This window comes from Streptomyces sp. NPDC020983, assembly GCF_044333485.1.
Taxonomy (GTDB): Bacteria; Actinomycetota; Actinomycetes; order Streptomycetales; family Streptomycetaceae; genus Actinacidiphila.
Map to the genome: position 1 here is coordinate 509,004 of NZ_JBIRRA010000006.1, position 21,032 is coordinate 530,035.

Sequence of the window (21,032 nt, forward strand, 5' to 3'; positions counted from 1 at the left end):
ACAGTTCTCTCGTCAGCACCGAAAAGAACCGACGATGAGGTGAACCCGCGTAGTGGCAACGCAGCCTGACCAGACCCCCCTGTTCGAGGACGCAGAAGAAGAGGATGTGACTGCGGAGCAGTCAGAGCCTCTTTCCGTGCCGCTAGAGGAGCGGCGGCTCGTGACCCAACCATACGACTTGTCGCTCTCCACTCTGGTCGATGACATCGAGAGGAAACGGCTCCTCTTGAGCATCGAATATCAGAGGAAATACGTATGGGACAGATCGAAAGCCAGTAGGCTAATTGAGAGTTTCCTCCTGAATATCCCCGTCCCCGTCTGTTATTTCGCAGAAAATGAAGACGGAACCTATGAGGTAATTGATGGACTCCAGCGAATCCAGACAATCAAAGATTTCCTTACCGGAAAATTTCCACTGCGTGGCGTCTCGGTCGTTAGTGAATTCGAGGGCCTCCATTACGAAGAGCTTCCGCTGAAAGAGCAGCGGAGACTCAGCAACAGGACTGTTCGTTGCATCGTCATCACTGATGACTCCCATCCAGACATTAAATTTGACGTTTTTGAACGCCTAAACACGGGGTCAGCAATGCTGGCTGCCCAAGAACTCAGAAACTGCATCTACCGCGGGGAGCTCAATACCTTCCTCAAGGAGCTAGCAGAAAACCCACGATTCTTCCGAATCCTCGGCGGGCTCAAGAATAGCCGAATGGCCTACGAAGAACTCGCGCTGCGCTTTTTTTCTTTGTACGAGGACCTGGAGGGATATCGCCCCCCACTGCGCCAGCTGCTGAATAAGTACATGCGGAAGCATCGCACGGGGACTCCGGACGGCGACGCCGTACGTGTCTTCATCGAGACATGTGAGACGGTTTACCAGATCTTCGGGTCCGAAGGATTCAGGCTAGTCAAGGACGAAAAGCTCGGCGCCTTCAATAAAGCGCTGTTTGACTCCATCATGCTACCTCTTGCGTACGCGGATAGACGTGCTGCTGTAAGTAAGGCTGATGAGGTCATGGAGCTACGAACAGAGCTACTGGATCGGGAAAGTTTCCAGACCGCCATCGGTCGTGCGACGGCTGACCGGACCCGAATGCACGGCCGCATCTCAGCCTTCGCCAGAGGATTGGTAAAGCTCGGCGTACGCTGCAATCTTCCTAAGCTTCCGGACTAGGCGGACGGGCATGGCCGATATCCCTCTCGGGGCCCTTTCCGAGTTCCTTGACAGTCTGGGCGAAGTTGAAACCCTACTTGCCGCAGCACCGTCGCAACCATTGGCTGGGGGTGGCGTCTCCGTTCAATCGCAGCATCGCGATCTAGTGAACGCAGTCAATCGCTCGGCCATGGTGATGCTGGTCTCACATTTCGAGGGATTCGTTAAATCGGCCCTTACAGAATTGATTGACGAAATTTGCGCAGCGCAACCCCCGACTCGCCGTATCCCGGAGGGCTTGCTCGAGCTGCACACCCGTGAGCGGATACAAGAAATTTTTGGCACAACAGGACCTGACCGAATTCACAAAACCCGCAGACTATTCTCCGCCTACGCACCTCTCTGGGATTCAGATCGGACAATCAACCCACGGATTCTCTCTTCTCGAGTGCTAACTCGACAATTCACCAATGCTCGCCCCGAAGTTCTGGACAGCGTTTTCTCTCTTCTTGATGTTCAGGACATTGTGAACAAGATGGAAACTCACGTAAACCAGGCAATTTCCGACCGCGGGGATGACGCAACACGAATCAAAGTAGGAGTAAAACTCGAAGAAATCGTAAACAGGCGAAACAAGATAGCGCACGGCGATAGGTCCGAGAAGCCAACAAGGTTCGAAGTGGAAGGCTATCTAATTTTCCTCAAAGATGTCGCGGAATGCATATCCACCGTCCTTCAGCAAACGATTTCCCGTTGCTGCTCCCTGCGGTGAATTTCGAACAGCTCCTAGTTCCCTGCAGATCCAGGGGAAGTCAACTCGGACCGTTTCCATGTTTTACAACCACGTGGACGTCCTGGCTTCGTGGCTGCGAAGCATGGTGCCAAGAAAGGCTAGGCGTTGACCAGGGACCCCGAAAGGCCCGGTTGTTTTAAGAGGACCATTCGGCGTAGCGTGATCAACCCGCTTTTGTCTTCAGCCAGGGATTGCATACATCCAGATGGCGGCAGGGTTCGGCCTCCCGTCCGGGCTGCGGCGCTGGGGCGCCGGTCCCGGCCGGGAGGCCGAAGCGCTACTTGCTTGCGATAGTCAGGGGCTGGCCGCCACGGCCGCCGCGTCCTCCTTGGACCACTCGTCCAACTTTTCAGCGAGGAGCCCGGACCGAGAGGCGGAGGGCGGTTTCCGGGAGGATCTGCCCAGGCTCACCACGCCGTCGCCGAGGGTGTTGACGTCCGCACGCAAGGATGCGATGCCGTCCGCCAGGTCGGCGAGGACCAGTTGTTCGGCTAGGGTCTCGGTACCTCCACCCAGCCGCGAACGTCGGGGACGCCGGGGGCGAGGGTGCCCGCGGGTGGGGCGCAGGCGCCGCGAGGGTCGGTCATGTCGGCTCTCCCTCCTTGGCGGGGGCAGCACCGAGGAACGCGAGGCCACGACGCAGGAGTTCCGCAAGGCGTTCAGCGGTGTGCGGGGCCACGCGGCCCAGCTCCACGTATCCCTGGCCGAAGGCGTTCAGATCGGCGCGCAGGTACGGAACATCCCTCTCCAAGCCAGCCAGCCTGAGAGATTCCCGCAAGGTGGTGGCAGCTTGCGGGCCTCCCTCCATTGCTCGCTGTCGATCACCGGGGCGGTCACGCTCTCGCCCCTCGCCGCCGAGTCGTCCTCTACCCACTGGCCGGCTCCAGCCCGTACTGCTCGGCCCGCGCGATCAAGTCGGCGGAGGCCGCCAGCATCACGGCGAGGGCGACCGTCTGGAGTGGCGAGCAGTGCTGGCGGCGCTTCAACGGGTTCAGCCACTCGAAGCGGTCGCCGGGCAGGGGGACGGGGCCCGGCAGGACGACGTACGAGCCGTCGCCGAGGTAGCGGTAGGGCAAGGGTTCCGACGTTTCGCGGGCCAGTGTCCGCTCGAAGACGCCCTGGGTGTCGGGCGGCACCATGAAGCCGGTGCGGCGGGCCGCGCGGTCGATCAGCACCGCGCTGACCGGCATCCCCCGCCGCCGGAGCTGGTCCAGCGCCTCGATGCCGAGCTGCTGGTCCGTCGCCACGACGTCGAACAGCGCTCCCGTCGCTACCACTTGAGGCTGGCGCGGATCGTCCGACCAGACCATGCGGAACTGCTGCGGATCGTCGGAAGCCTCGCAGAGCCAGTCGATGCTCCGCCGCGTCACCATCTGCACGCGCCATCACCCCATGCCACCCGGCGACGGTCCTTCCGCCGCTGCCATCCAGCGTCAGGCGGTTGCCCTGAGCAGGGCAGATGACGACGGGTGACGTCAGGGGTGACGCCCGGATGACGTGCCGGTCTACACACGTCCCCACGTCATCCCTCGAAGGGCGGGACATGGTTGACCAGCGGAGATGTAGCCGTGCACGCGCGTACAGTGATGGCCCAAGCCACTCGCGCGGCTAGCGGGAAGGACGCGGTGGAGGACCTGAGTATCCGAGTCGCCGACGTGATCCGGAGCGCCCGTCTTTCGCATGGCTGGGGACAGCTTCGGCTTGTCAGCGAAATGCGGCGCGCAGCAGCGCGGCGTGTGCAGGTACTTCCGTCGGACGCCAGCGTGAAACGCCGCATCGCGAGTTGGGAGAACGGGCACAGCCAACCCGATGAGTTCTACGGTGCGCTCCTGGAAGACGCATTGGGAATTCCACCAGCCGAACTCGGGCTGAGACAGCCGGACTCGAACGCCCCCGCCGAGCCACGGTATCCGGACAGCTCCGAGGCCGCCCTCACCGCCGTGACGGAACTGTGGCGTGCAGATCTCGCTGACGCCCCGCCTTCTGGGCAGGTCTCGGATCGAGCGTGGGCCGACGCTTCATTACGGTGGCTGGTAACCCCGGAGCAGCAGAACGCCCCGGCGACCGGCGACCGAGGCGGGGTGCGGGTCGGGATGGCCGACGTCGCCGTGGTGAAGGCCACGGCGGATACCTTCGCCGCACTCGACGACCGCTTTGGCGGTGGTCACGCCCGCAGAGCGGTGATCCAATACCTCAGCCACGACGTGGCGCCCCTGCTGCACGGCACCTACACGGAGTCGGTCGGCCGGGCCCTCTTCGCCACGGTCGCGGAAGCGCTGCGCTTCGCCGGTTGGATGTCGTACGACGCCGGCCACCATGCCCTGGCCCAGCACTACTACCTCCCCGCCCTCCGGCTCGCACAGGACGCGAATGACCGGCGGCTGGCGGGAAGCGTCCTCTCAGCGATGAGCCACCAGGCAACCTTCGTAGGCCGGTTCAACGATGCCGCGACGCTTGCCCGAGCCGCCCGGATGGGCATTTCCGGAGTGGCCACGCCGACGCTGACGGCTCAGTTCTGGGCGATGGAGGCGCGGGCCCTCGCGCGTACCTCCGACCATCGCGGGGCTCAGCAGGCGCTCAGCGAATCCGAACGGTCCCTGGACCGTCGCAACCACGCCGACGAGCCGGAGTGGATCACCTACTTCGACGACGCCGAGCTGTCCGCCGAGGCCGCCCACTGCTTCCGCGACATCAACAGCGCTCAGCGGTCCGTGGAGCACGCGGGGAACGCCATGAGCGGGAGCCATGTCCGCAGCGACTTCTTCGCGACAATGGTCCTGGCAGACGCGCACCTTCGCGCCGGAGACGTCGAGGAGGCGTGCCGCGTCGCGCTGGACGCTCTCGACCTGGGCGGGCAGCTCCGCTCGGCCCGAGCCATCAGCTACCTCGCGGAGTTCCGCACCGCGCTCGCAGCCGTGCGGACGAACGCACACGTACGGGACCTGCACGAGCAAGCGGCCGAGCACCGGTTGTGGACAGCGGCCGAGAGCACGCCCGACGTGTAAGGACGCACGGTCAGAACGGTTGCCAGAGCCGCCGGTCGCCATCGGTACGGATGGACTCGACACGGCGCGCGAACTCCTCCGCCGCCTTGCGCTCCGCTCCGGCCTTGCCGCCCAGCCAGAGCGTCATCATCAGCTCGCGCAGGTCGGCCAGCACCTCGTAGCCGGGCCAGTTCATGACGTCGAAGCCGTAGTGGTCGACGAACGACTCGTACTCGTCGGCGGTGTGCCAGCCGAAGCGGTCGTAGAAGAGCGCCGTCTGGATCAGGTCCCACTCGCGCGGGGCGAGCGCGAAGCCGTCGAGGTCGATGAGGACGGCCCGGCCCGCGCGGTCGCGGAGCACATTGCCGATGTTCGCGTCTCCGTGGATCAGGCCGAAGGGCAGGACGAAGTCGAGCCGGGCGTACTCCGCCTCCAGCTGGTCCGCGCGCTCGCGGAGGAAGTCCGCGTCATCCGGCCGCACGCCGGCGCCCAGCCCCGCCAGGCCGGAACGCACCTTCGGCAGCGGGTCGAAGTACGGCAGCCACAGCGACTCCGGTTCCTCCAGCCAGTGCAGCTGTTTGAGCAGGTCCGCCAGCTCAGGGAGCGTGGCGTACTCCTCCTCGTCCTGGACGCTCTCCCAGTACGTCGCGGCGTGCCCCTGGACGACGCGCGGCTGAGCGATGCCCGGCACTAGGCGGTTGGCCGGAACGTCGGCATCTGCGAGCCACCTGGCTACGGCGACGGCCCGTTCCACCTCGGCCAGATCCACCTCCGGCGCAGCGATGCGAACGATGACGTGGCCGCCGGCGAGCGCGTACACGGTGTTGGATCCCAGCCGGATCAACCGCGCCCCGGCGGCGTCGAGACCCACCTCCCCGCACGCCGCTTCCAGCGCGAGCTTCGCCGCCTCGACCGTGAAGCCCGATCCGTCCGTGCCCGTCACGTTCGCACCCGCACCGCCGCTCGCCATGCCATCGACCCTACGGGCCGCTCCTCTCCCCCGGGATCGGCTTCACGTCATAGGGGCGTAATGATCAAGCCGTTCCGGGCCACCCGAACGGCCAAGCACCCAGCTCAGCCACCCGAACGGAACGTGGGCCTTCCCGCCTTCCGCACCGTGTGCGCAGCTTCGAATCGCACCACGTCGAGGCCCTGGACGGATCCAGGGCCCTCGTTCGCGCCTCGCGGCTCATACTCGTATCTCCCGCACCAAGTCGGTGTCGCTGTACAGCTCCAGGGTGAACCGCAGGCCGAAGGAGCTGAGCAGGCTGGCGAGGTCATCCACGCGCTGAGGGTCGATGACGCCGTTCAGGAGGACTTTCCGCCCCTCGATCGGGTCAAGCTCGATCTGTCCCCAACTGATCTCCACCTCCCACCCGTGCCAGGACGACGAGCGGCGTGACCAGCCAGCGCTGACGAAGGCGCCGGCAGCGGCGTAGGCGACCCGGCAGTCGTCGACAACACCGCAGACGTTGTTGCCGACATCGCTCCACTGGGGATCCAGCTCCTGCCCACCATCAGATACGTCCACGGGCGGATTATGAGGCACCAGAGCCGTAGCAAGTGAACGCGTGACGGTCAGCGAGCAGGTGCACGGCGTTGGACCCAAGCCGCACCTCACTCGTCCGTGCGCTGACCGCCCCTCGCCCTACCGTCGGCCTCGCGGACCGCGTCACTCTCCAGTGACCGGGCCTCACGTCATAGGGGCGTAATGATCAAGCCGTTCCGGGTCACCCGAACCGCCGAGCGCCCAGCTCAGCACCCCGGGCCCAGCGGCAGGCGTCGCAGCCTCCGGAGCCGTGTGCGCAGGTTCGAATCCTGCCGGTGGCACCCAGGTGGCGATTCAGACAGTTGAACATCCGCCTCGCGACCAGCCGAAACGCTGACCGCGAGGTTTTTGCTTTCTCGGCCCGTGCGCAGCCGAGAGCGGCCGAACGCAGCCCGATGTCAGCGATCACGTTGTAATAGAGCGTGGATCTTGGGCTCGTTCGCGCACTTCACGGGGCTGGTGAGAACACAGATCGAGTGGTTCAGAGTCCGGACGGGTGGCTGGAGAGCCAGTCGACATGACGATCCCGGATACTGTCCCGTTCTCGGGATGTAGCGCCAAAGACATCGGCGCCACCGTCGTAGGGGTGATAAATGCGCCGCATACCGATGTCGGTGATCATGACGCCCCCTACCTTGTCGTCGGCCACGTCGCGCAGCAGCTCATCGATGCAGCCGCGCTGCCAGAGGCGACGTTCAACGAAGAGGTGGGAGTACGTGCGGAAGTCCGGGTCGGGGTCGTCCTCCGCCAGCAGACCGCACCAGTAGTCGGCACCCGGCCGGGAAGGCGGGACCTCGGGTCCGGCCGTCCACACCGGGATGATCACGTACACGTCCGCACCTGCGAACAGTTCGTCGAGAACGGTGTTGTAGCGGTCCAGGACGATGGCGTACTCGGCCTCGTCCTCTGCATACCTCTTCGACTCGGGCAGGCTGTGAAAGCGCACCCAGACGTCCCGATAAGGGCCCCGAAGCTTGTACCCGACCGGAAGGCAGTACGGCCACTGCTGCTGCCACAGCGTGGTCAAGGCCGAGTCCCCGCTCACGGACACCGCTCCTCCCGGCTATTCGTCGTCACCGGTGACCATGATGCTCACAGCACGTCGTTCGACGAACCGATTTCTCACGGCACGACGAGAGCCCCGGACACGTCCAGGGGCCCTCGTCGTTCGCCAGATGATGGGCCAACCCGTCAGGTGTCCGCTTCCTCTTCGCCAAGCCCCCGCATGGTGCGATCGTTCATCTCCGCCTCCTGGCCGTCGATGCACTTCGCGTAGATCCTCAGCAGTACATCCACGGAATGGCCGGCGCGAGCGGCGACTTCCGGCGCGGGCACGCCGGAGTTCAGCCACTGTGAGACACCGACGTGACGCAGGTCATAAGGCGGAGCAGCCATGACCGAGGTCACCTGCCCCGGCACAGGGCCAGTTCCCGGGCCCGCTTCCAGATCCGCGAGTACGAGGAGGCCGCCACGACGTTGCCGTACTCGCTCTGGAACGCCCGCCCGTCGTCCGCCAGCCCGAACACCTCGACGTGCTCCCGGCCCTGAACGCGTCCTCTCCCAGTGCCTCGCAGGGAAGGGGTGGTCAGTGGCCCATCCGGCGCTGCGCGTCGAACCGGCGCAGCACCCGTACCAGTCGCCACACTCCGGCCGCCGCTCCGAGCAGTGCGCCTCCCGCCGACACGTTGTGGCGGGCCGGGCCGGAGAGGCCGAGGGCCAGGGCGAGTGTCCAGGCGACCGCGAAGATCACCCCTGCCAGCACGGCGGCGGTCACCAGGGCGAAAACGATCTCCACCGTCATTGCGTCCTTTTCCCACCGCGACTCGCGCCCCATGTCCATGCCGCAATTCTCACATCGCGGTCAGGCCACCGTGCCCTGCGCGGGGCCGCCGGCTGCTGCGGCGACTCGATCACCAGGGAGACGGCTGCTCCGGTTCCGCGGCGGTGCGGTGACGAACCGGGCGGCGGCCCACAGGGTGCCGGTCGCCGTCGGGGCCGACGCGGAATCCTCGGACGGCTCGCTGGGTTCGCCGCCGCGCGGGGCCGGAGGGGGCCGGTGGCCATGGCGCGGGGGCTGCCCGGGTCGCCGGAGGGGGCGAGGCTTCACCTGGGCGTCGCCGGGGTCGGCCGGCGGGGCGTACGGCGCCGCTCGCGGCGAGCCCGTCGACGTCCTGGCCACGGCCGGCCGGGTCCGGCGCGTACCACGGGAGCCGCGTCCGGATTGCGACACGGTGCGACCTCTGTAACGGTTTCAGGCAGGGCGGCCCGGCACCGGCCGCGGGTGGCCCGCGAGGGGCCCGGGGTCGTGGCGCCGGGCGGGTGACCGTGCCGGGGCCGCGGCCGGACGTCCACGCGTCGCCCTCCACGGCGCACATCCCGCTTCCGGCGCATGGAACAGGACAGCGCGACAAGGGCGCCTTCGGAAGGGGAAACGCATGTACGACCCGGATCCACCGTTCCGGCCGGTCCGGCGCCGGGACGGCTGTCTCCCGCTGGAGGACCACGGCCTGATCGGGGACGGCGCGACGGCCGCGCTGGTCGGTCTCGACGGGTCGATCTCGTGGCTGTGCCTGCCCCGGTTCGACTCCGAACCGCTGTTCGTCGGCCTGCTGGACCATGCGCGCGGCGGGCACTTCTCCGTGGCCCCCGAGGACACGGTGGAAGCCCGGCAGTACTACGTTCCGGACACCGGGGTGCTGGTCACGGAGCTGCGCGGCCGCACCGGGACGGTGCGTGTCACCGACGCGCTGGTGCTGCGTTCCGGTGCCGACCTCACCGACGACGCTCCGGCCGGGCGGGCGCAGCTCGTGCGCTCCGCGGTCGTGCTGGACGGGACCGTGCGCCTGCGGGTGGAGTTGCGGCCGCGTGGTGGTGCGGAGGTGCGCTCGCTCTTCAGCGGACTGGAGGTGCGGCCGTCGCGGCGGCGGGACGTGCGGCTCCACCTGCTGTCCAACCGCCCGCTGGCGGGTCTGGACGGCACCCACGAGCTGCGGCAGGGGGAGCAGCTGGACCTCGTGCTGTCCTGGGGCCGCTTCCACCGCCACCACCGGTTCGACACGGAGGCGATGCTGCGGACGACCGCGCAGGCGTGGCGGCGCTGGATGGAGCACTTCGACCACGCGGGGCCGCAGGAGCCGCTGGTCCGGCGGGCGGCGGTCACCCTGAAGATGTGCGACGACTGGGCGAACGGCTCGCTCGTCGCGGCACCCACCTCGTCGCTGCCGGCGCCGATCGGCGGGGTCCGCAACTGGGACTACCGCTACGCCTGGGTCCGTGACGCGGCCTTCGCCGTCTTCGCGCTGCGGCGCATCGGGTTCCGCGGTGAGGCCGACGCCTTCCTCGGGTGGGTGCTCGACGCCTTCGAGAGCAGCGGGCGGCCGCGCATCATGTACGACGTCGCGGGCGGTCCGGTGCCGGACGAGATCGAGGACGGCGAGCTGGAGGGCTACCGGCGCTCCGCCCCCGTGCGCTGGGGCAACGGCGCCACGGACCAGCGCCAGCACGACGTGTACGGCGAGATCCTGGACTGCGCCGACCAGTGGCTGCGTTCCGGCGGCGAGATCCAGCCCGCCCTGTGGGCGGACCTGGCGCGGCTGGCCGACACCGCGGGGCGTGCCTGGCAGCAGCCGGACCAGGGCATCTGGGAGGTCCGCAGCGAGGGCCGGGTCTTCACCTACTCGGCCGGCCTGTGCCAGGTGGCGCTGGACCGCGCGGCGGGCATCGGCGAGCGGCTCGGCCTGCCCGCCCCGATCGGGCGCTGGCGTGCCGGGGCGGACAGGCTGCGCGAGCTCATCCTCGAACAGTCCTGGGACGAGGACGCGAAGACCCTCAGCGCGCACCTGGACGGCGGGGGCGTCCTGGACGCGAGCCTGCTCGCCCTGCCGCTGCGCCGGGTCGTCCCCGCCGGCCACCCGCGGATGGTGGCCACGGCGACGGCGGTCGCCGAGCGCCTGGACGCGGGCGGCGGGCTGCTCTACCGCTACCTGCACACCGACGCGCCCGACGGGCTGCCCGGCGACGAGGGCGCGTTCCTCCTGTGCAGTTTCTGGCTGGTGGACAACCTGATCGCCCAGGGGCGCCTGGAGGAGGCCGAGGAGCTGTACGCGTCGCTGTGCGCCCGGGCGAGCCCGCTGGGGCTGCTGTCGGAGCAGATCCATCCGTCCACAGGAGAGTTCATGGGCAACTTCCCCCAGGCGTTCAGCCACATCGGGGTCATCGCCAGCGGCGTGAACCTCGCCCGCGCGAGGGCGGGAGGGGCACGGTGATCGGCCGGCTCGCCGTCTTCGGCGCGACGGGCGACCTGACCGCGCGGTACCTCCTGCCCGCACTGGCCGCGTTGCGCGAGTCCGGCGACCTCGGGGACGACTTCGAGCTGATCGGCGCGAGCCGGGAGGAGCTCAGCAGCGAGGAGTTCCGGGAGTGGATCGCGGCTCAGCTCGACCGGCACGCCGGGTCGTGCCCGGCGGGGGTCAGGGACGCGGTCACGGCGTCGGCGCGGTATGTGCGGGCCGACGCCGCGGACCCGGCGGACGTCGCCGCCGTCATCGCCGGGGACACCCCCGTCGCCGTGTACCTCGCCCTGCCGCCGGCGCTCTTCCCGCGCGCGGTCACGGCGCTGCACGAGGCGGGTCTTCCGGCGGGCAGCGGCATCGTGCTGGAGAAGCCCTTCGGTGAGGACCTGGACAGCGCCCGGCAGCTGAACCGGCTGCTGGCCGAGGTGGTGCCGGAGGAGGCGGTGTTCCGGGTCGACCACTTCCTGGCCATGACGACCGTCCAGAACGTGCTGGGCAGCCGCCTGGCCAACCGGGTGCTGGAGCCGCTGTGGAACAGCACGCACATCGCCGAGGTGGACATCGTCTGGGACGAGAGCCTGGCGCTGGAGGGCCGGGCCGGGTACTACGACCACGTCGGGGCCCTGAAGGACATGCTCCAGAACCACCTGCTGCAGCTGCTCTGCCTGGTCGCGATGGAACCGCCGCTCACTCTCGGGGAGCGGGACCTGCGCGACCGGAAGGTCGACGTCCTGCGGTCGGTGCGGCTGCTGACCGAGGACAGCGTCGTGCGGCGCACGCGCCGCGCGCGGTACCTGGCCGGCCGGATCGGCGACCGGGACGTCCCGGCCTACGCCGACGAGGAGGGGGTCGACCCGCGGCGCCGTACCGAGACCTTCGCGGAGGTGGAACTGGAGCTGGACAGCTGGCGCTGGGCGGGCACGAGGTTCCGGCTGCGCAGCGGCAAGGCGATGGGGGCGGACCGCAAGGAGGTCGCGGTGCGCTTCCGCGCCGTGCCGCACCTGCCGTTCGGGCACGGCGGGGAGGAGCTGCCCAACGTGCTGCGCTTCACCCTCGAACCCGAGGGGCTGGCCCTGGACCTGACGGGCATCGGCGCCCACGCCTACGAGCTGGCGCCGCTGTCGCTGACCGCGCAGATGGAGCCGCCGGGGCTGCCCGCCTACGGCCGGCTCCTGCTGGACGTCCTCCGCGGCGACCCCGCCCTCTCCCTCCGCGGCGACGAGGCCGAGGAGGCCTGGCGGGTGGTGGCGCCTGTCCTCGCCGCCTGGGAGCAGGACCTCGTGCCGCTGGAGGAGTACCCGGCCGGCTCCGACGGCCCGCCCGCCCGCATCGACGCCGCCGACACCCGGCGGCGCCGGGAGGCCCTGCTCCACGACCCGGCTCCGCCGGTCACCGAGGACACCCCGTAGGCGGACCGCGCGTCCCTCGTCCGGCCGCGGCACACCTGCGGACCCGGGCGGGGGGCGGGACGCTGGAGACCTGACGGTGGCGCGCACGGCGGGGCACGCAGTCCCGCCGCCGAGCTCGTCCCGTCGCACGACGAGGAGGAAGCAGCATGGCGGACCAGCCCCCGAAGACCGGCCGCATCGTGGTCGGGGTGGACGGATCGGATGTGGCGAAGCGGGCCCTTCGCTGGGGTGTGCACTACGCCGGGCTCACCGGTGGCGTGGTGACGGCGGTCACCGCCTGGGACTTCCCGGCGATGCACGGCGCGCGGTGGATGCCCCCGAGCAGCAGCGACGCGGCCGCCCTGGAGGAGCGGTCGCGCAGGAGGCTGACGGAGGCGGTCGCCGAGGTCCAGGGGGCGCCGGGCCCGGTGGAGATCGAGGCCGAGGTCCGCTACGGCACCCCCGCCAGGGTCCTGCTCGACGCGTCGGAGGGGGCGTCACTGCTGGTCGTCGGCAGCCGGGGGCTCGGAGGCGTCTCGGGGCTGCTGCTCGGCTCGGTCGCCCAGCACTGTGTGCAGCGTGCGGAGTGCCCGGTGGTGGTGATCCGCGGCGACGGGTAGGCGACGGACGGCGGCCCGGCACCCGCGGGGTCCTGACGGGCGCCGCGCCCGCGGTCACCGCCGCGGGTGCGGGCGGGAGCCCGTCAGGACCCCGCCGGCTCGTTCACGGGGTGGCGGGCGGGTTTCCCGGTCAGGACCCGCACGGCCTCCTCGGCGGCGATGGTCCGTACCGTGGCGACGGCTTCCTCGGAGTAGTAGGCCGCGTGCGGGGTGACGATCACGTTGGGCAGGTCGAAGAGGGGGTTGGCCGGCCGCCAGTCGCGCTGCTTCGCGGGCTCCTCCTCGAGGTCGTCCAGCGCCGCGCCGGCGATCCACCCTTCGGTCAGCGCCTCGTGGAGCGCCGCGTCCTGCACGATGGGCCCGCGGGCGGTGTTGACGAGGACCGCGGTCGGCTTCATCCGCCGGAGTGTCGCACGGTCGAAGGTGTGGTGCGTCTGCGGGGTGAGCGGGGCCTGGATCACCAGGTGGTCGGCGCCTTCCACGAGTTCGTCGAAGGAGACCGGCCGGTCCCCGCCCGCCCGGATCCGGGACGCGTCGACGAAGGGGTCGTGCGCCCACACCTCGACGCCGAAGGCCTTCGCGCGTTCGGCGACGAGCCGGGCGATCGCGCCGTAGGACAGCAGTCCCAGCACCTGCCCCCGCAGCCTCCGCACGGGCCGGCCCGTCTTCCAGTGCCATTCGCCCGCCCGTGTCGCCCGGTCGTACCGGCAGATCTTGCGGGCCGCCGCGAGCCAGAGCGCCACGGCGTGGTCGGCGACCTCCTCGGCGCACCACTCGTTCGGCGCGTTCGTGACCTGGATGCCGCGCCGGGTCGCGGCGTCGACGTCGACGATGTCCACGCCGGTGCCGTAGCGGGCGATCACCCGGCAGCGGGTCAGCGCGTCGACGGCGCGGGAGCCGACCTGCGCGTACTGGGTGAGGACGCCGACGGCCTCCCGGCCTGCCTCGATCACCTCGTCCTCGCTCTTGCACTGCGCGGCGGAGAGCCGGAATCCGGCGCCCTCGATGATCGCGCGTTCGATGTCCACGTCGCCGAAGTCGGAGTCGGCGATCAGGATCACGTCGCCGGAGTCAGTGCGAGTCACGGGGAATCCCCTTCGTGTGGACGAGGTCCTGGTAGGGCACGGCGAGTTCCAGGCAGCCCCCGCTGTCCAGCTGGCCGACCGTGGAACGGTAGATCTCCTGCCACGGCGTCTGGTGCTCCAGCGCCGGGGGCGTGTACCGCGCCCAGCGCTCGGCGATCTCCTCGTCCGTCAGGAGGACGTCGACCCGCGCCCTTCCCAGGTCGACCCGGATTCCGTCGCCGGTGCGCAGGATCGCGAGGTTGCCGCCGACGGCGGCCTCGGGGCTGGCGTTGAGGATCGAGGGGGCGTCGGACGTGCCGCTCTGGCGGCCGTCACCGAGTGTGGGCAGCGCGACCAGGCCCCGGCGGCTCAGCGAGGCGGGGAGCTCCATGTTGACCACTTCGGCCGAGCCCGGGTATCCGACCGGGCCGGTGTAGCGGATGACGAGGATGCAGTCCTCGTCGATGCCCAGTTCCGGGTCCTCGATCCGCGCGTGGTAGTCCTCGGGTCCGTCGAAGACGACGGCGCGGAGGTCGAAGACCGGCTCGCTGCCGTCGCCCGCCCGGCGCCCGGCGCCGAAGCCGTCGGTGATCACCGACGTCTTCATGATCGCGGAGTCGAACAGGTTTCCCGTCATCACCAGGAGCCCGCCCCTCGGGGTGACGGGGTCGTCGAAGGGGCGGATGACCTCGGGGTCGGCGGGCGGGACGGCTTCGAGGTTCGCGGCCACGGTGCGTCCCGAGACGGTGGGCACGTCGCCGTGCAGGTGCCCCGCGTCCAGCAGCGACCGCATGACCGCCGGGACGCCGCCGGCGCGGAAGAAGTCCTCGCCGAGGTACTCCCCGGCCGGAGCCATGTTCACCAGGACGGGGATGTCCACCCCGACGCGGTGCCAGTCCTCGTTGGACAGGTCCACCCCCACGTGGCGCGCGATGGCGTTGACGTGGATGGGCACGTTGGTCGACGCGGCGACGGCGGAGGCCACGACGATCGCGTTCTCGAAGGCCTGCCGGGTCATGACCTTGCGGGGGGTCAGGTCCTCCCGGACGAGGTCCACCGCCCGGCGGCCCGTCTCGTAGGCCATCTGGGCCCGCTCGTTGTACGGCGCCGGGATCGCCGCGCAGCCCGGCAGGGACATGCCCAGGGCCTCGGCGAGGCTGTTCATCGACAGCGCGGTGCCCATCGTGTTGCAGTGCCCGGTGCTGGGCGCGGAGGCGGCCACGCGGGCCATGTACTCCTCGTGGTCGATCTGCCCGCGGGCGAGCAGCCGCTTCGACTGCCAGATCACCAGTCCGGAGCCCGTCCGCATGCCCTTGTGGTAGCCGTTGAGCATCGGCCCTCCGGACAGGACGATCGCCGGAATGTTCACCGTGGCCGCCGCCATCAGGCACGCGGGCGTCGTCTTGTCGCAGCCGGTCGTCAGGACGACGCCGTCGAGCGGATATCCGTAGAGCACCTCGACCAGCCCGAGGTAGGCGAGGTTGCGGTCCAGCGCCGCGGTGGGGCGCTTCCCCGTCTCCTGCAGCGGGTGGACCGGGAATTCGAAGGGAATTCCGCCGCCGTCGCGCACGCCGTCCCTGACCCGGTCGGCCAGGGCGAGATGGTGCCGGTTGCAGGGAACGAGGTCGTTTCCCGTCTGGGCGATGCCGATGATCGGCCGCCCCGACTGGAGTTCTCCCGCCGTGAGACCGTAGTTCAGGAACCGCTCCAGGTACAGGGCGGTCATCTCCGGGTTCTCCGAGTTGTCCCACCAGGCCTGACTGCGCAGCGTTTCCGTCGCACGGTTCGCCTGTGCCATAGAAAGCTCCTCACCGACCGACCGGATTCCGCTCAGGCGGGCCGGGCGCTGCCGTGGTTCGGGAGAACTCCTCCGCTCACGAGCGGCGGACGCATCACGGACGAGCGGTCCGCTTTGCCGGACTGCGCACCATTATTCGCCCGGTGCGCACAATGCGCAGTCCGGCGCGGGCGAACGGGCCCTCGCCGCGCGGGCGGGCCGTCAGGGCCGTTCGGGGTCGACGGGGCGCGGCTCCAGGGGATGGACGGCCGGGCCCTGCAGGACGGTGCCGTCCACGGCGAAACGGGAGCCGTGGCAGGGGCACTCCCAGGTGGACTCCGCGGCGTTGAACGCCACCAGGCAGCCGAGGTGGGAGCACCGCGCGGACACGGCGTGCAGGGTGCCGTCCTCGGCGCGGTGGACGGCGCACCGGTGGCCGCCCACGCGGACGATCGCGCCCTCGCCGGGCGCGATGCCGTCGAGGGTGCCGGAGGCGGGGCGGAGGCGGTCGCCGAGGAAGTGCCGGGCCACGTCGGCCTGCTGGCGCAGCAGCGCCGGCGCCTCCCTGATGACGGGGCCGATCCGGGCGGGGTCGTAGAGGCCGGCCCACGCGGGGCGGCGTCCGCCGATCAGCTCGCTCAGCAGCCGCCCGGCCATGACGCCGCCGCTCATGCCCCAGCCGCCGAATCCGGTGGCGACGAACGTGTGCCGCGCGCCGGGGTGCAGGGGGCCGACCAGGGCGACGGTGTCGGTCGGGTCGTTGTCCTGCGCCGCCCACCGGTAGGCGGTGCCCGCGACAGGGAAGCGCTCGTGCATCCAGGAGTCCAGACGCCGGAAGCGCTCCGCCACCCGGCCGGCGCCGGGGGTGAAGCCCTCCCCGGTGACGATGAGCAGGCGGCGCCCGTCGGGCAGGGGCGCGGTGCGCACGGAGCGCTTGCCCCCGTCCTCGGTGATGTACATCCCCCGCGGGGCCGCAGCGGCGTCGAGCGGCGCGGCCACGACGAGTTCCCGGCGGGGGGAGAGCCTGGTGAAGAGCAGGGCGCGGTCGAAGACGGGGTAGCCGGTGGCGACGACGACGTCCCGGGCCGTCACCGTGGCGCCGGACTCGGTGGTCACCCGGCAGGGTTCGCCCTCGGTGAGGCCGGTGACCCTGGAGCGCTCGTAGACGGTCCCGCCGCGGGCGGTCAGGGCGGCCGCCAGGCCGAGCAGGTAGGCACGCGGGTGGAACTGCGCCTGCCCGTCGACCCGTACCGCGCCCGCCACCGGGAACGGAAGATCGCACTGCCCGGTGTACTCCGCGGCCAAGCCCGCCTCGCGTGCCGCGGCCGCCTCGTCCCTGACGGCCGCGAGCGCGCCGGGGTCCAGCGTGTAGGCGAAGGCGGACGCCCGCTCGAAGGCGCAGTCGATCCCCAGGGTGCCCGCCAGTTCGGCGACCCGCTCGACCGCGTCCTGCTGCGACCGTGCGTACAGCCGCGCTCCGTCCTCGCCGCGGGTACGGCGCAGCCGCCCGTAGACGAGGCCGTGCTGGGCGGTCAGCTTCGCCGTGGTGTGGCCGCTGACGCCGGCGGCGATCCGGTCGGCCTCGACGACGGCGACCGAGCGTCCCGACGCGGCCAGTTCCCAGGCCGCGCTCAGACCCGCGATGCCGCCGCCGACCACCACGGCGTCCACGGTGACGTCGTCGGTCAGGGGCGCGAAGCGCGTCGCGTCGGTGCTGCTCATCCAGTAGGACTCGGCGGCGCCGGGCAGCGCGGCATCGGTCGGCATGCTGTGCGCGTTCCCCTCCTCGGCCCGGTCACGCCCGCTGCTCACCGGATTCGCCCGCCTGGCGGCGTGCCCCGCCCGCCCTTCGCGGCGGAGCTCCTCCGCGGCGCCGCCGCCGCACACCCGCGGGGTCGTGGCGGCGCCGCTCCCGGGGGACGGACGCCGCTCACGCGGCGGTCAGGCCGGCCGGGCCTCGGGCCAGGCCGCCGCGTCGGCGGCCGCGGGCTGCGGCGCGGTGAGGGGGAAGGCCTCGCGGCAGCGGGTGAGGTCGAGCAGGCGGGCGACCGCGGGCGACATCGCCGTCAGGCACAGCTGCGCGCCCGCGGCCCGGGCCGCGGAGCGGGCCCGCAGCAGCACGTTCAGCCCGGCGCAGTCGAAGAAGTCCACCGCGCCCAGGTCGACGTCGACGCCCGCGGGGGTGTCGGCGAGGCAGCTGGTGAGCGCCTGGTGGAGCGTCTCGGCGCAGTCGAGGTCGATCTCCCCGCGGACCGTCATCCGGGTGCGGCCGAGGACGTCGGTCATCCGGATCGACAGGCCGGACCGCAGGTGGCGGATCACTCGTGGAGCCGCCGGGGCCGTCGGCGCGAGCCCGTCATCGCCGTGCTGCGCGCCTTCGCGCCGGTGCTGCTCGGCACCTGCCATCGGCTACGACCTCCACTGGTCATTCCTGCGTCGGGCCCGCCGCGATGGGCGGCCACCGGGGCTCCGGGCGGCGAGGGCGGGCATGCTGCGTCATGCACCACCCTGTTGGGCGCGGGCGACGCCTGTCAAGTTTTGCGCGAAACACTATTCGTGTTTCAGCCGACCTGAATTGTGTGTCGTACGATGACGTGCATGGATGACGCCGCCCGCCCCCGGACCGGATGGACCTTCCTGACCAACCACGCGCGCGTCCTGGCCACGATCGCCCGCAACCCGCAGATCCGTGTGCGCGACATCGCCGCGAACTGCATGCTGACCCAGCGCGCCGTCCAGAAGATCATCTCCGACCTGGAGTCGGACGGCTACCTCAGCCACACGCGCGTGGGCCGCACCAACACCTACGAGGTCGCCGCCGGCATGTCGCTGCGCCACCCCGCCGACGCCGGCCAGACCGTCGCCGCGCTGCTCTCCCTCTTCTCCCTGGACACGGCAGCCCACCAGCAGACCGGCCCCGCGCAGGCACCGTGAGCGCCGCGGGCCCGGCCCCGCCCGGACGGGCCCTTCAGCCCGCCCCGCCCAGGGTCACGGTGCGGGATCCGGGTGCGAAGTCCCCGAAGGACTGCTGCCAGGACTCACCGGGCCAGTAGTACGTCACGCGGCCCTCGGCGGGCCGGTAGTGGGCCGTGTAGAGCGTCCTCGACCCCTGCTCGTCGACGGACCGGTACAGCGGCGGCCTCAGCATCGCCGCCACGTCCGTGCCCGCGGCGCGGACGGCGCGCAGCCGCTCCTGCGTCCCCAGCGCCCGCTCCTGCTCGCCGGTCACCGGAAGGTGCTGGTGGTTGGCGGCGCAGGCGTCCGGCGCCACCGTCACCGGTATGTCCGGCCCCACGAACACCGTCACCTCCTTCGCGGGATCGACGAGGGTGAGGTTCTGGGGGACGGCGACGGGCAGGGACCGCAGCCTGGCGACCGCCTCGTCGACGGTGCCGCACGTCTCCAGCAGGTAGCGCACCACGACGAGAACGGAGAAACCCCGTCCGTAGGCGGTACGGCCGCCCCAGGTGAGCGAGACCGCGAGACCGGCGTCGTTCATCCCGTCCAGCAGCCCCCAGAGCATGTCCTGCATGCCGATCACGGGCCGCAGGAAGCACGAGGAGACGACGGTCCCCTCGCACTGCTCGGGCCGCAGGTCGTAATTGCGCAGCAGAGTGCCGTTCCGGCCGATCTGGGTGCAGGCCTGGGAGAACGGCCGCAGTGCCGCGTGGGTGAGGAAGGCTTCCGCCCCGGGCCGGTCGAGCCGGCCGGCCAGGCGCTCCAGGACAGGGACGAGTTCCGGCATGTGCGCACGGAACAGCGCCCGGACGCGCTCCGCGCCCTGCGGGGTCCGGCCCTCCGCGGTCAGCAGGCCCTCCATCTCCCGCCACAGGGGGCGGGAGTAGGCGGCCCACCGCCCGTCGCCGCCGTCGCCGACCTCGATCGCCCGGAAGGTCTTGTGCTGTTGCCGCACGGCCACCGCTTCCCCCTGCGAGCCCTGGACGAGGTGTGCACCGTAGTGAATTGGGCCGGTAATCACCAGTCGGCCCCGCCCGCGGGGGCGGCCGCGCGCCTGCCGGGGGCGGCGGCCGCGTCAGGACCCGGACGGCCGCAGGAAGGCCGTCACCGCCGCCGCCTCGCGGTCGAGGCCCTCGACGACCCCGGGCGGGAGGGGGGCGAAGGGGGCAAGGCGGAAGGGGGCCCGGGTCCAGGTGGCGAGGGCCAGGCCGTCGGCGAGGACGGTGGGGCGGATGACACCGCCGCCGGGCCGGACGCGCGACCGGTGGGCGGCGGGGACGGAGGTGTCCCGGGTGCGGTGGCCGAGGAAGTAGCCGTCGTAGGCGGGCAGGAGGCGCACGTCCGGGGGGCCCGGGCGGTGCGGGGCGGCGGGTGCGGCGGCGAGCGTGGTGAGGGCCGCGTCGTACGGGGCGGTGGCGCCCTCCGCGGCCAGCGTGTGCCAGGCGCGGCGGGCGCGGGTGAGGGGCAGGCCGGACCAGGCGGCGAAGTCCTCGGCGGCGGCGGGCGCGTGGGCGGCGAGGTAGCGGCGGGCGAGCTCGGCGACGGCGGCGTCGCCCTCGGGTCCGGCGGCGGGCGGGAGCCAGTCGTCGAGGGGGACGTACGCGGCCTCGCCGTCACGCTGCGGGCCGTGGCAGAGCACGCCGGTGAGGGCGGCGTGCCGGATGAGGTGGAAGGACTCCTGGCCGTCCGCGGGGATACCGAGGGGGGCGAGTGCCGCCGTCAGTTCCGCCCGGGTGCGCGGGCCGTGCTCGGCGGCCTCCCGGCCCAGCAGGTCGTCGGAGGCGGCGAGCAGCGCTTCGTCCAGGCCGAGCCGGCGGTAGCGGCCGGCGGTCGCGGCGAGGATGCCGGGGGCGAGCAGCCGCAGCAGCCAGCGGGCGTCGGCGGCGGGCACGGTGTGCAGGGTCCCGCGCAGGAACCAGCCCCGGACGATGCTGCGTTCGTCCTCGTACGCGGCCCGTACCGCCTCCGCGGTGATGCCGCGGCCGCGCACGCGGATGCCCAGGGCGGCGGCCACGGCGTCCTGCGCCTGCACGGCGAACACCCGCCGTACGACGCCGGCCGGGCTGCCCTCGCGCACCCCGCCGCCCACCGCCTGCGCGCGGGCGCGCAGCTCCCGGACCCGCCGCTCGTCCGCCTCCGACACCGCCTCCGCCTCCCCGCCCGCCGGCCCGACCGCCCCACCGACCTTATCCGGCAGCGCCCGCGCCAGGCGCCGCGTGCACACCCGGCGCGTACGCGGCGAGGCACCGCCCCTCGGACGAGAGGACCGCGGACAGCCACCTCGCCGGTCCTCACCGGCGCGGCCCCGACGATCCGGATCGCAGACCTCACCCGGACCACCCATGGGTCACGGCTCGGCACGCGCCCTAGGGCGTGTCCGCAAAGTCCCGTCGTCCGCCCGGAGGGCGGGGCAGACGGTGTCTGGTGCGTGCGATCGCAAGGCGGAGGGTCGTCCTC

The 21,032-nt window shown here is 71.0% G+C and carries 21 protein-coding genes; 7 read left to right on the forward strand and 14 right to left on the reverse strand.

Annotated features, from left to right (window positions below; all coding sequences use genetic code 11):
* Positions 1 to 52 precede the first annotated feature (52 nt).
* Together ACH4SE_RS16515 and ACH4SE_RS16520 are read left to right on the forward strand one after the other, a co-directional pair.
* A complete protein-coding gene (locus ACH4SE_RS16515) occupies positions 53 to 1,171 on the forward strand; it encodes a DUF262 domain-containing protein (protein ID WP_398544068.1) in 1,119 nt (372 codons plus the stop codon).
* Between the two features lie 10 nt (positions 1,172 to 1,181).
* Positions 1,182 to 1,922, forward strand: coding sequence for an MAE_28990/MAE_18760 family HEPN-like nuclease (locus ACH4SE_RS16520; protein ID WP_398544069.1), 741 nt, complete (start codon positions 1,182 to 1,184; stop codon positions 1,920 to 1,922).
* A gap of 604 nt (positions 1,923 to 2,526) precedes the next feature.
* Here ACH4SE_RS16520 and ACH4SE_RS16525 read toward each other — a convergent pair.
* Positions 2,527 to 2,694, reverse strand: a complete 168-nt coding sequence (locus ACH4SE_RS16525; protein WP_398544070.1) for a hypothetical protein — start codon at positions 2,692 to 2,694, stop codon at positions 2,527 to 2,529.
* Between the two features lie 115 nt (positions 2,695 to 2,809).
* Positions 2,810 to 3,316 carry a bifunctional DNA primase/polymerase gene (locus tag ACH4SE_RS16530; RefSeq protein ID WP_398544111.1) on the reverse strand — a complete coding sequence of 169 codons (507 nt, stop codon included), beginning with the start codon at positions 3,314 to 3,316 and terminating at the stop codon, positions 2,810 to 2,812.
* Positions 3,317 to 3,706: 390 nt separating this feature from the next.
* On the opposite strand from ACH4SE_RS16530, the gene ACH4SE_RS16535 reads away from it, so the two are divergent.
* Positions 3,707 to 4,948 carry a hypothetical protein gene (locus ACH4SE_RS16535; RefSeq protein WP_398544112.1) on the forward strand — a complete coding sequence of 414 codons (1,242 nt, stop codon included), beginning with the start codon at positions 3,707 to 3,709 and terminating at the stop codon, positions 4,946 to 4,948.
* 10 nt (positions 4,949 to 4,958) lie between these two features.
* Here ACH4SE_RS16535 and ACH4SE_RS16540 read toward each other — a convergent pair whose 3' ends face one another.
* The 6 genes from ACH4SE_RS16540 to ACH4SE_RS16565 form a co-directional block, all read right to left on the reverse strand.
* Positions 4,959 to 5,897, reverse strand: coding sequence for a phosphotransferase (locus tag ACH4SE_RS16540; protein ID WP_398544071.1), 939 nt, complete (start codon positions 5,895 to 5,897; stop codon positions 4,959 to 4,961).
* Positions 5,898 to 6,116: 219 nt separating this feature from the next.
* On the reverse strand, positions 6,117 to 6,458 hold the full coding sequence (locus ACH4SE_RS16545) for a hypothetical protein (RefSeq protein ID WP_398544072.1): 342 nt from the start codon (positions 6,456 to 6,458) through the stop codon (positions 6,117 to 6,119).
* 499 nt (positions 6,459 to 6,957) lie between these two features.
* Complete coding sequence (locus tag ACH4SE_RS16550) at positions 6,958 to 7,521, reverse strand: hypothetical protein (protein WP_398544073.1); 564 nt, start codon at positions 7,519 to 7,521, stop codon at positions 6,958 to 6,960.
* A 146-nt stretch (positions 7,522 to 7,667) separates the two neighbouring features.
* A complete protein-coding gene (locus ACH4SE_RS16555; protein WP_398544074.1) occupies positions 7,668 to 7,871 on the reverse strand; it encodes a hypothetical protein in 204 nt (67 codons plus the stop codon).
* 8 nt (positions 7,872 to 7,879) lie between these two features.
* A complete protein-coding gene (locus tag ACH4SE_RS16560; RefSeq protein WP_398544075.1) occupies positions 7,880 to 8,002 on the reverse strand; it encodes a hypothetical protein in 123 nt (40 codons plus the stop codon).
* A gap of 59 nt (positions 8,003 to 8,061) precedes the next feature.
* Entirely contained in the window at positions 8,062 to 8,316 is a 255-nt protein-coding gene (locus tag ACH4SE_RS16565; protein ID WP_398544076.1) for a DUF6332 family protein, read from the reverse strand.
* A 595-nt stretch (positions 8,317 to 8,911) separates the two neighbouring features.
* Here ACH4SE_RS16565 and ACH4SE_RS16570 point away from each other — a divergent pair.
* From ACH4SE_RS16570 to ACH4SE_RS16580, 3 genes are all read left to right on the forward strand, one after another.
* Positions 8,912 to 10,741: a glycoside hydrolase family 15 protein gene (locus ACH4SE_RS16570; RefSeq protein WP_398544077.1), complete on the forward strand. Its 1,830-nt coding sequence runs from the start codon at positions 8,912 to 8,914 to the stop codon at positions 10,739 to 10,741.
* Positions 10,738 to 12,177: a glucose-6-phosphate dehydrogenase gene (locus ACH4SE_RS16575; RefSeq protein ID WP_398544078.1), complete on the forward strand. Its 1,440-nt coding sequence runs from the start codon at positions 10,738 to 10,740 to the stop codon at positions 12,175 to 12,177. The genes ACH4SE_RS16570 and ACH4SE_RS16575 overlap by 4 nt, the downstream gene beginning before the upstream one ends.
* 146 nt (positions 12,178 to 12,323) lie before the next feature.
* The gene (locus ACH4SE_RS16580; protein WP_398544079.1) at positions 12,324 to 12,776 is read left to right on the forward strand and encodes a universal stress protein; all 453 of its coding nucleotides are present in this window, start codon (positions 12,324 to 12,326) and stop codon (positions 12,774 to 12,776) included.
* An 83-nt stretch (positions 12,777 to 12,859) separates the two neighbouring features.
* On the opposite strand, the gene ACH4SE_RS16585 is transcribed toward ACH4SE_RS16580, so the two are convergent.
* The 4 genes from ACH4SE_RS16585 to ACH4SE_RS16600 form a co-directional block, all read right to left on the reverse strand.
* The gene (locus ACH4SE_RS16585) at positions 12,860 to 13,861 is read right to left on the reverse strand and encodes a C-terminal binding protein (protein ID WP_398544080.1); all 1,002 of its coding nucleotides are present in this window, start codon (positions 13,859 to 13,861) and stop codon (positions 12,860 to 12,862) included.
* Positions 13,848 to 15,638, reverse strand: a complete 1,791-nt coding sequence (locus ACH4SE_RS16590) for an IlvD/Edd family dehydratase (RefSeq protein WP_398544081.1) — start codon at positions 15,636 to 15,638, stop codon at positions 13,848 to 13,850. Before ACH4SE_RS16590 ends, ACH4SE_RS16585 begins: the two co-directional genes overlap by 14 nt.
* 201 nt (positions 15,639 to 15,839) lie before the next feature.
* A complete protein-coding gene (locus ACH4SE_RS16595) occupies positions 15,840 to 17,384 on the reverse strand; it encodes an FAD-dependent oxidoreductase (RefSeq protein ID WP_398544082.1) in 1,545 nt (514 codons plus the stop codon).
* 174 nt (positions 17,385 to 17,558) lie between these two features.
* Complete coding sequence (locus ACH4SE_RS16600; protein ID WP_398544083.1) at positions 17,559 to 18,023, reverse strand: STAS domain-containing protein; 465 nt, start codon at positions 18,021 to 18,023, stop codon at positions 17,559 to 17,561.
* A 192-nt stretch (positions 18,024 to 18,215) separates the two neighbouring features.
* Between ACH4SE_RS16600 and ACH4SE_RS16605 the strand changes: the two genes are divergently transcribed.
* Positions 18,216 to 18,551, forward strand: a complete 336-nt coding sequence (locus tag ACH4SE_RS16605) for a helix-turn-helix transcriptional regulator (protein WP_398544084.1) — start codon at positions 18,216 to 18,218, stop codon at positions 18,549 to 18,551.
* 34 nt (positions 18,552 to 18,585) lie between these two features.
* Here ACH4SE_RS16605 and ACH4SE_RS16610 read toward each other — a convergent pair whose 3' ends face one another.
* Complete coding sequence (locus tag ACH4SE_RS16610) at positions 18,586 to 19,536, reverse strand: C45 family autoproteolytic acyltransferase/hydolase (RefSeq protein WP_398544085.1); 951 nt, start codon at positions 19,534 to 19,536, stop codon at positions 18,586 to 18,588.
* A gap of 114 nt (positions 19,537 to 19,650) precedes the next feature.
* Positions 19,651 to 20,718: a winged helix DNA-binding domain-containing protein gene (locus ACH4SE_RS16615; RefSeq protein ID WP_398544086.1), complete on the reverse strand. Its 1,068-nt coding sequence runs from the start codon at positions 20,716 to 20,718 to the stop codon at positions 19,651 to 19,653.
* Between the last annotated feature and the right edge of the window lie 314 nt (positions 20,719 to 21,032).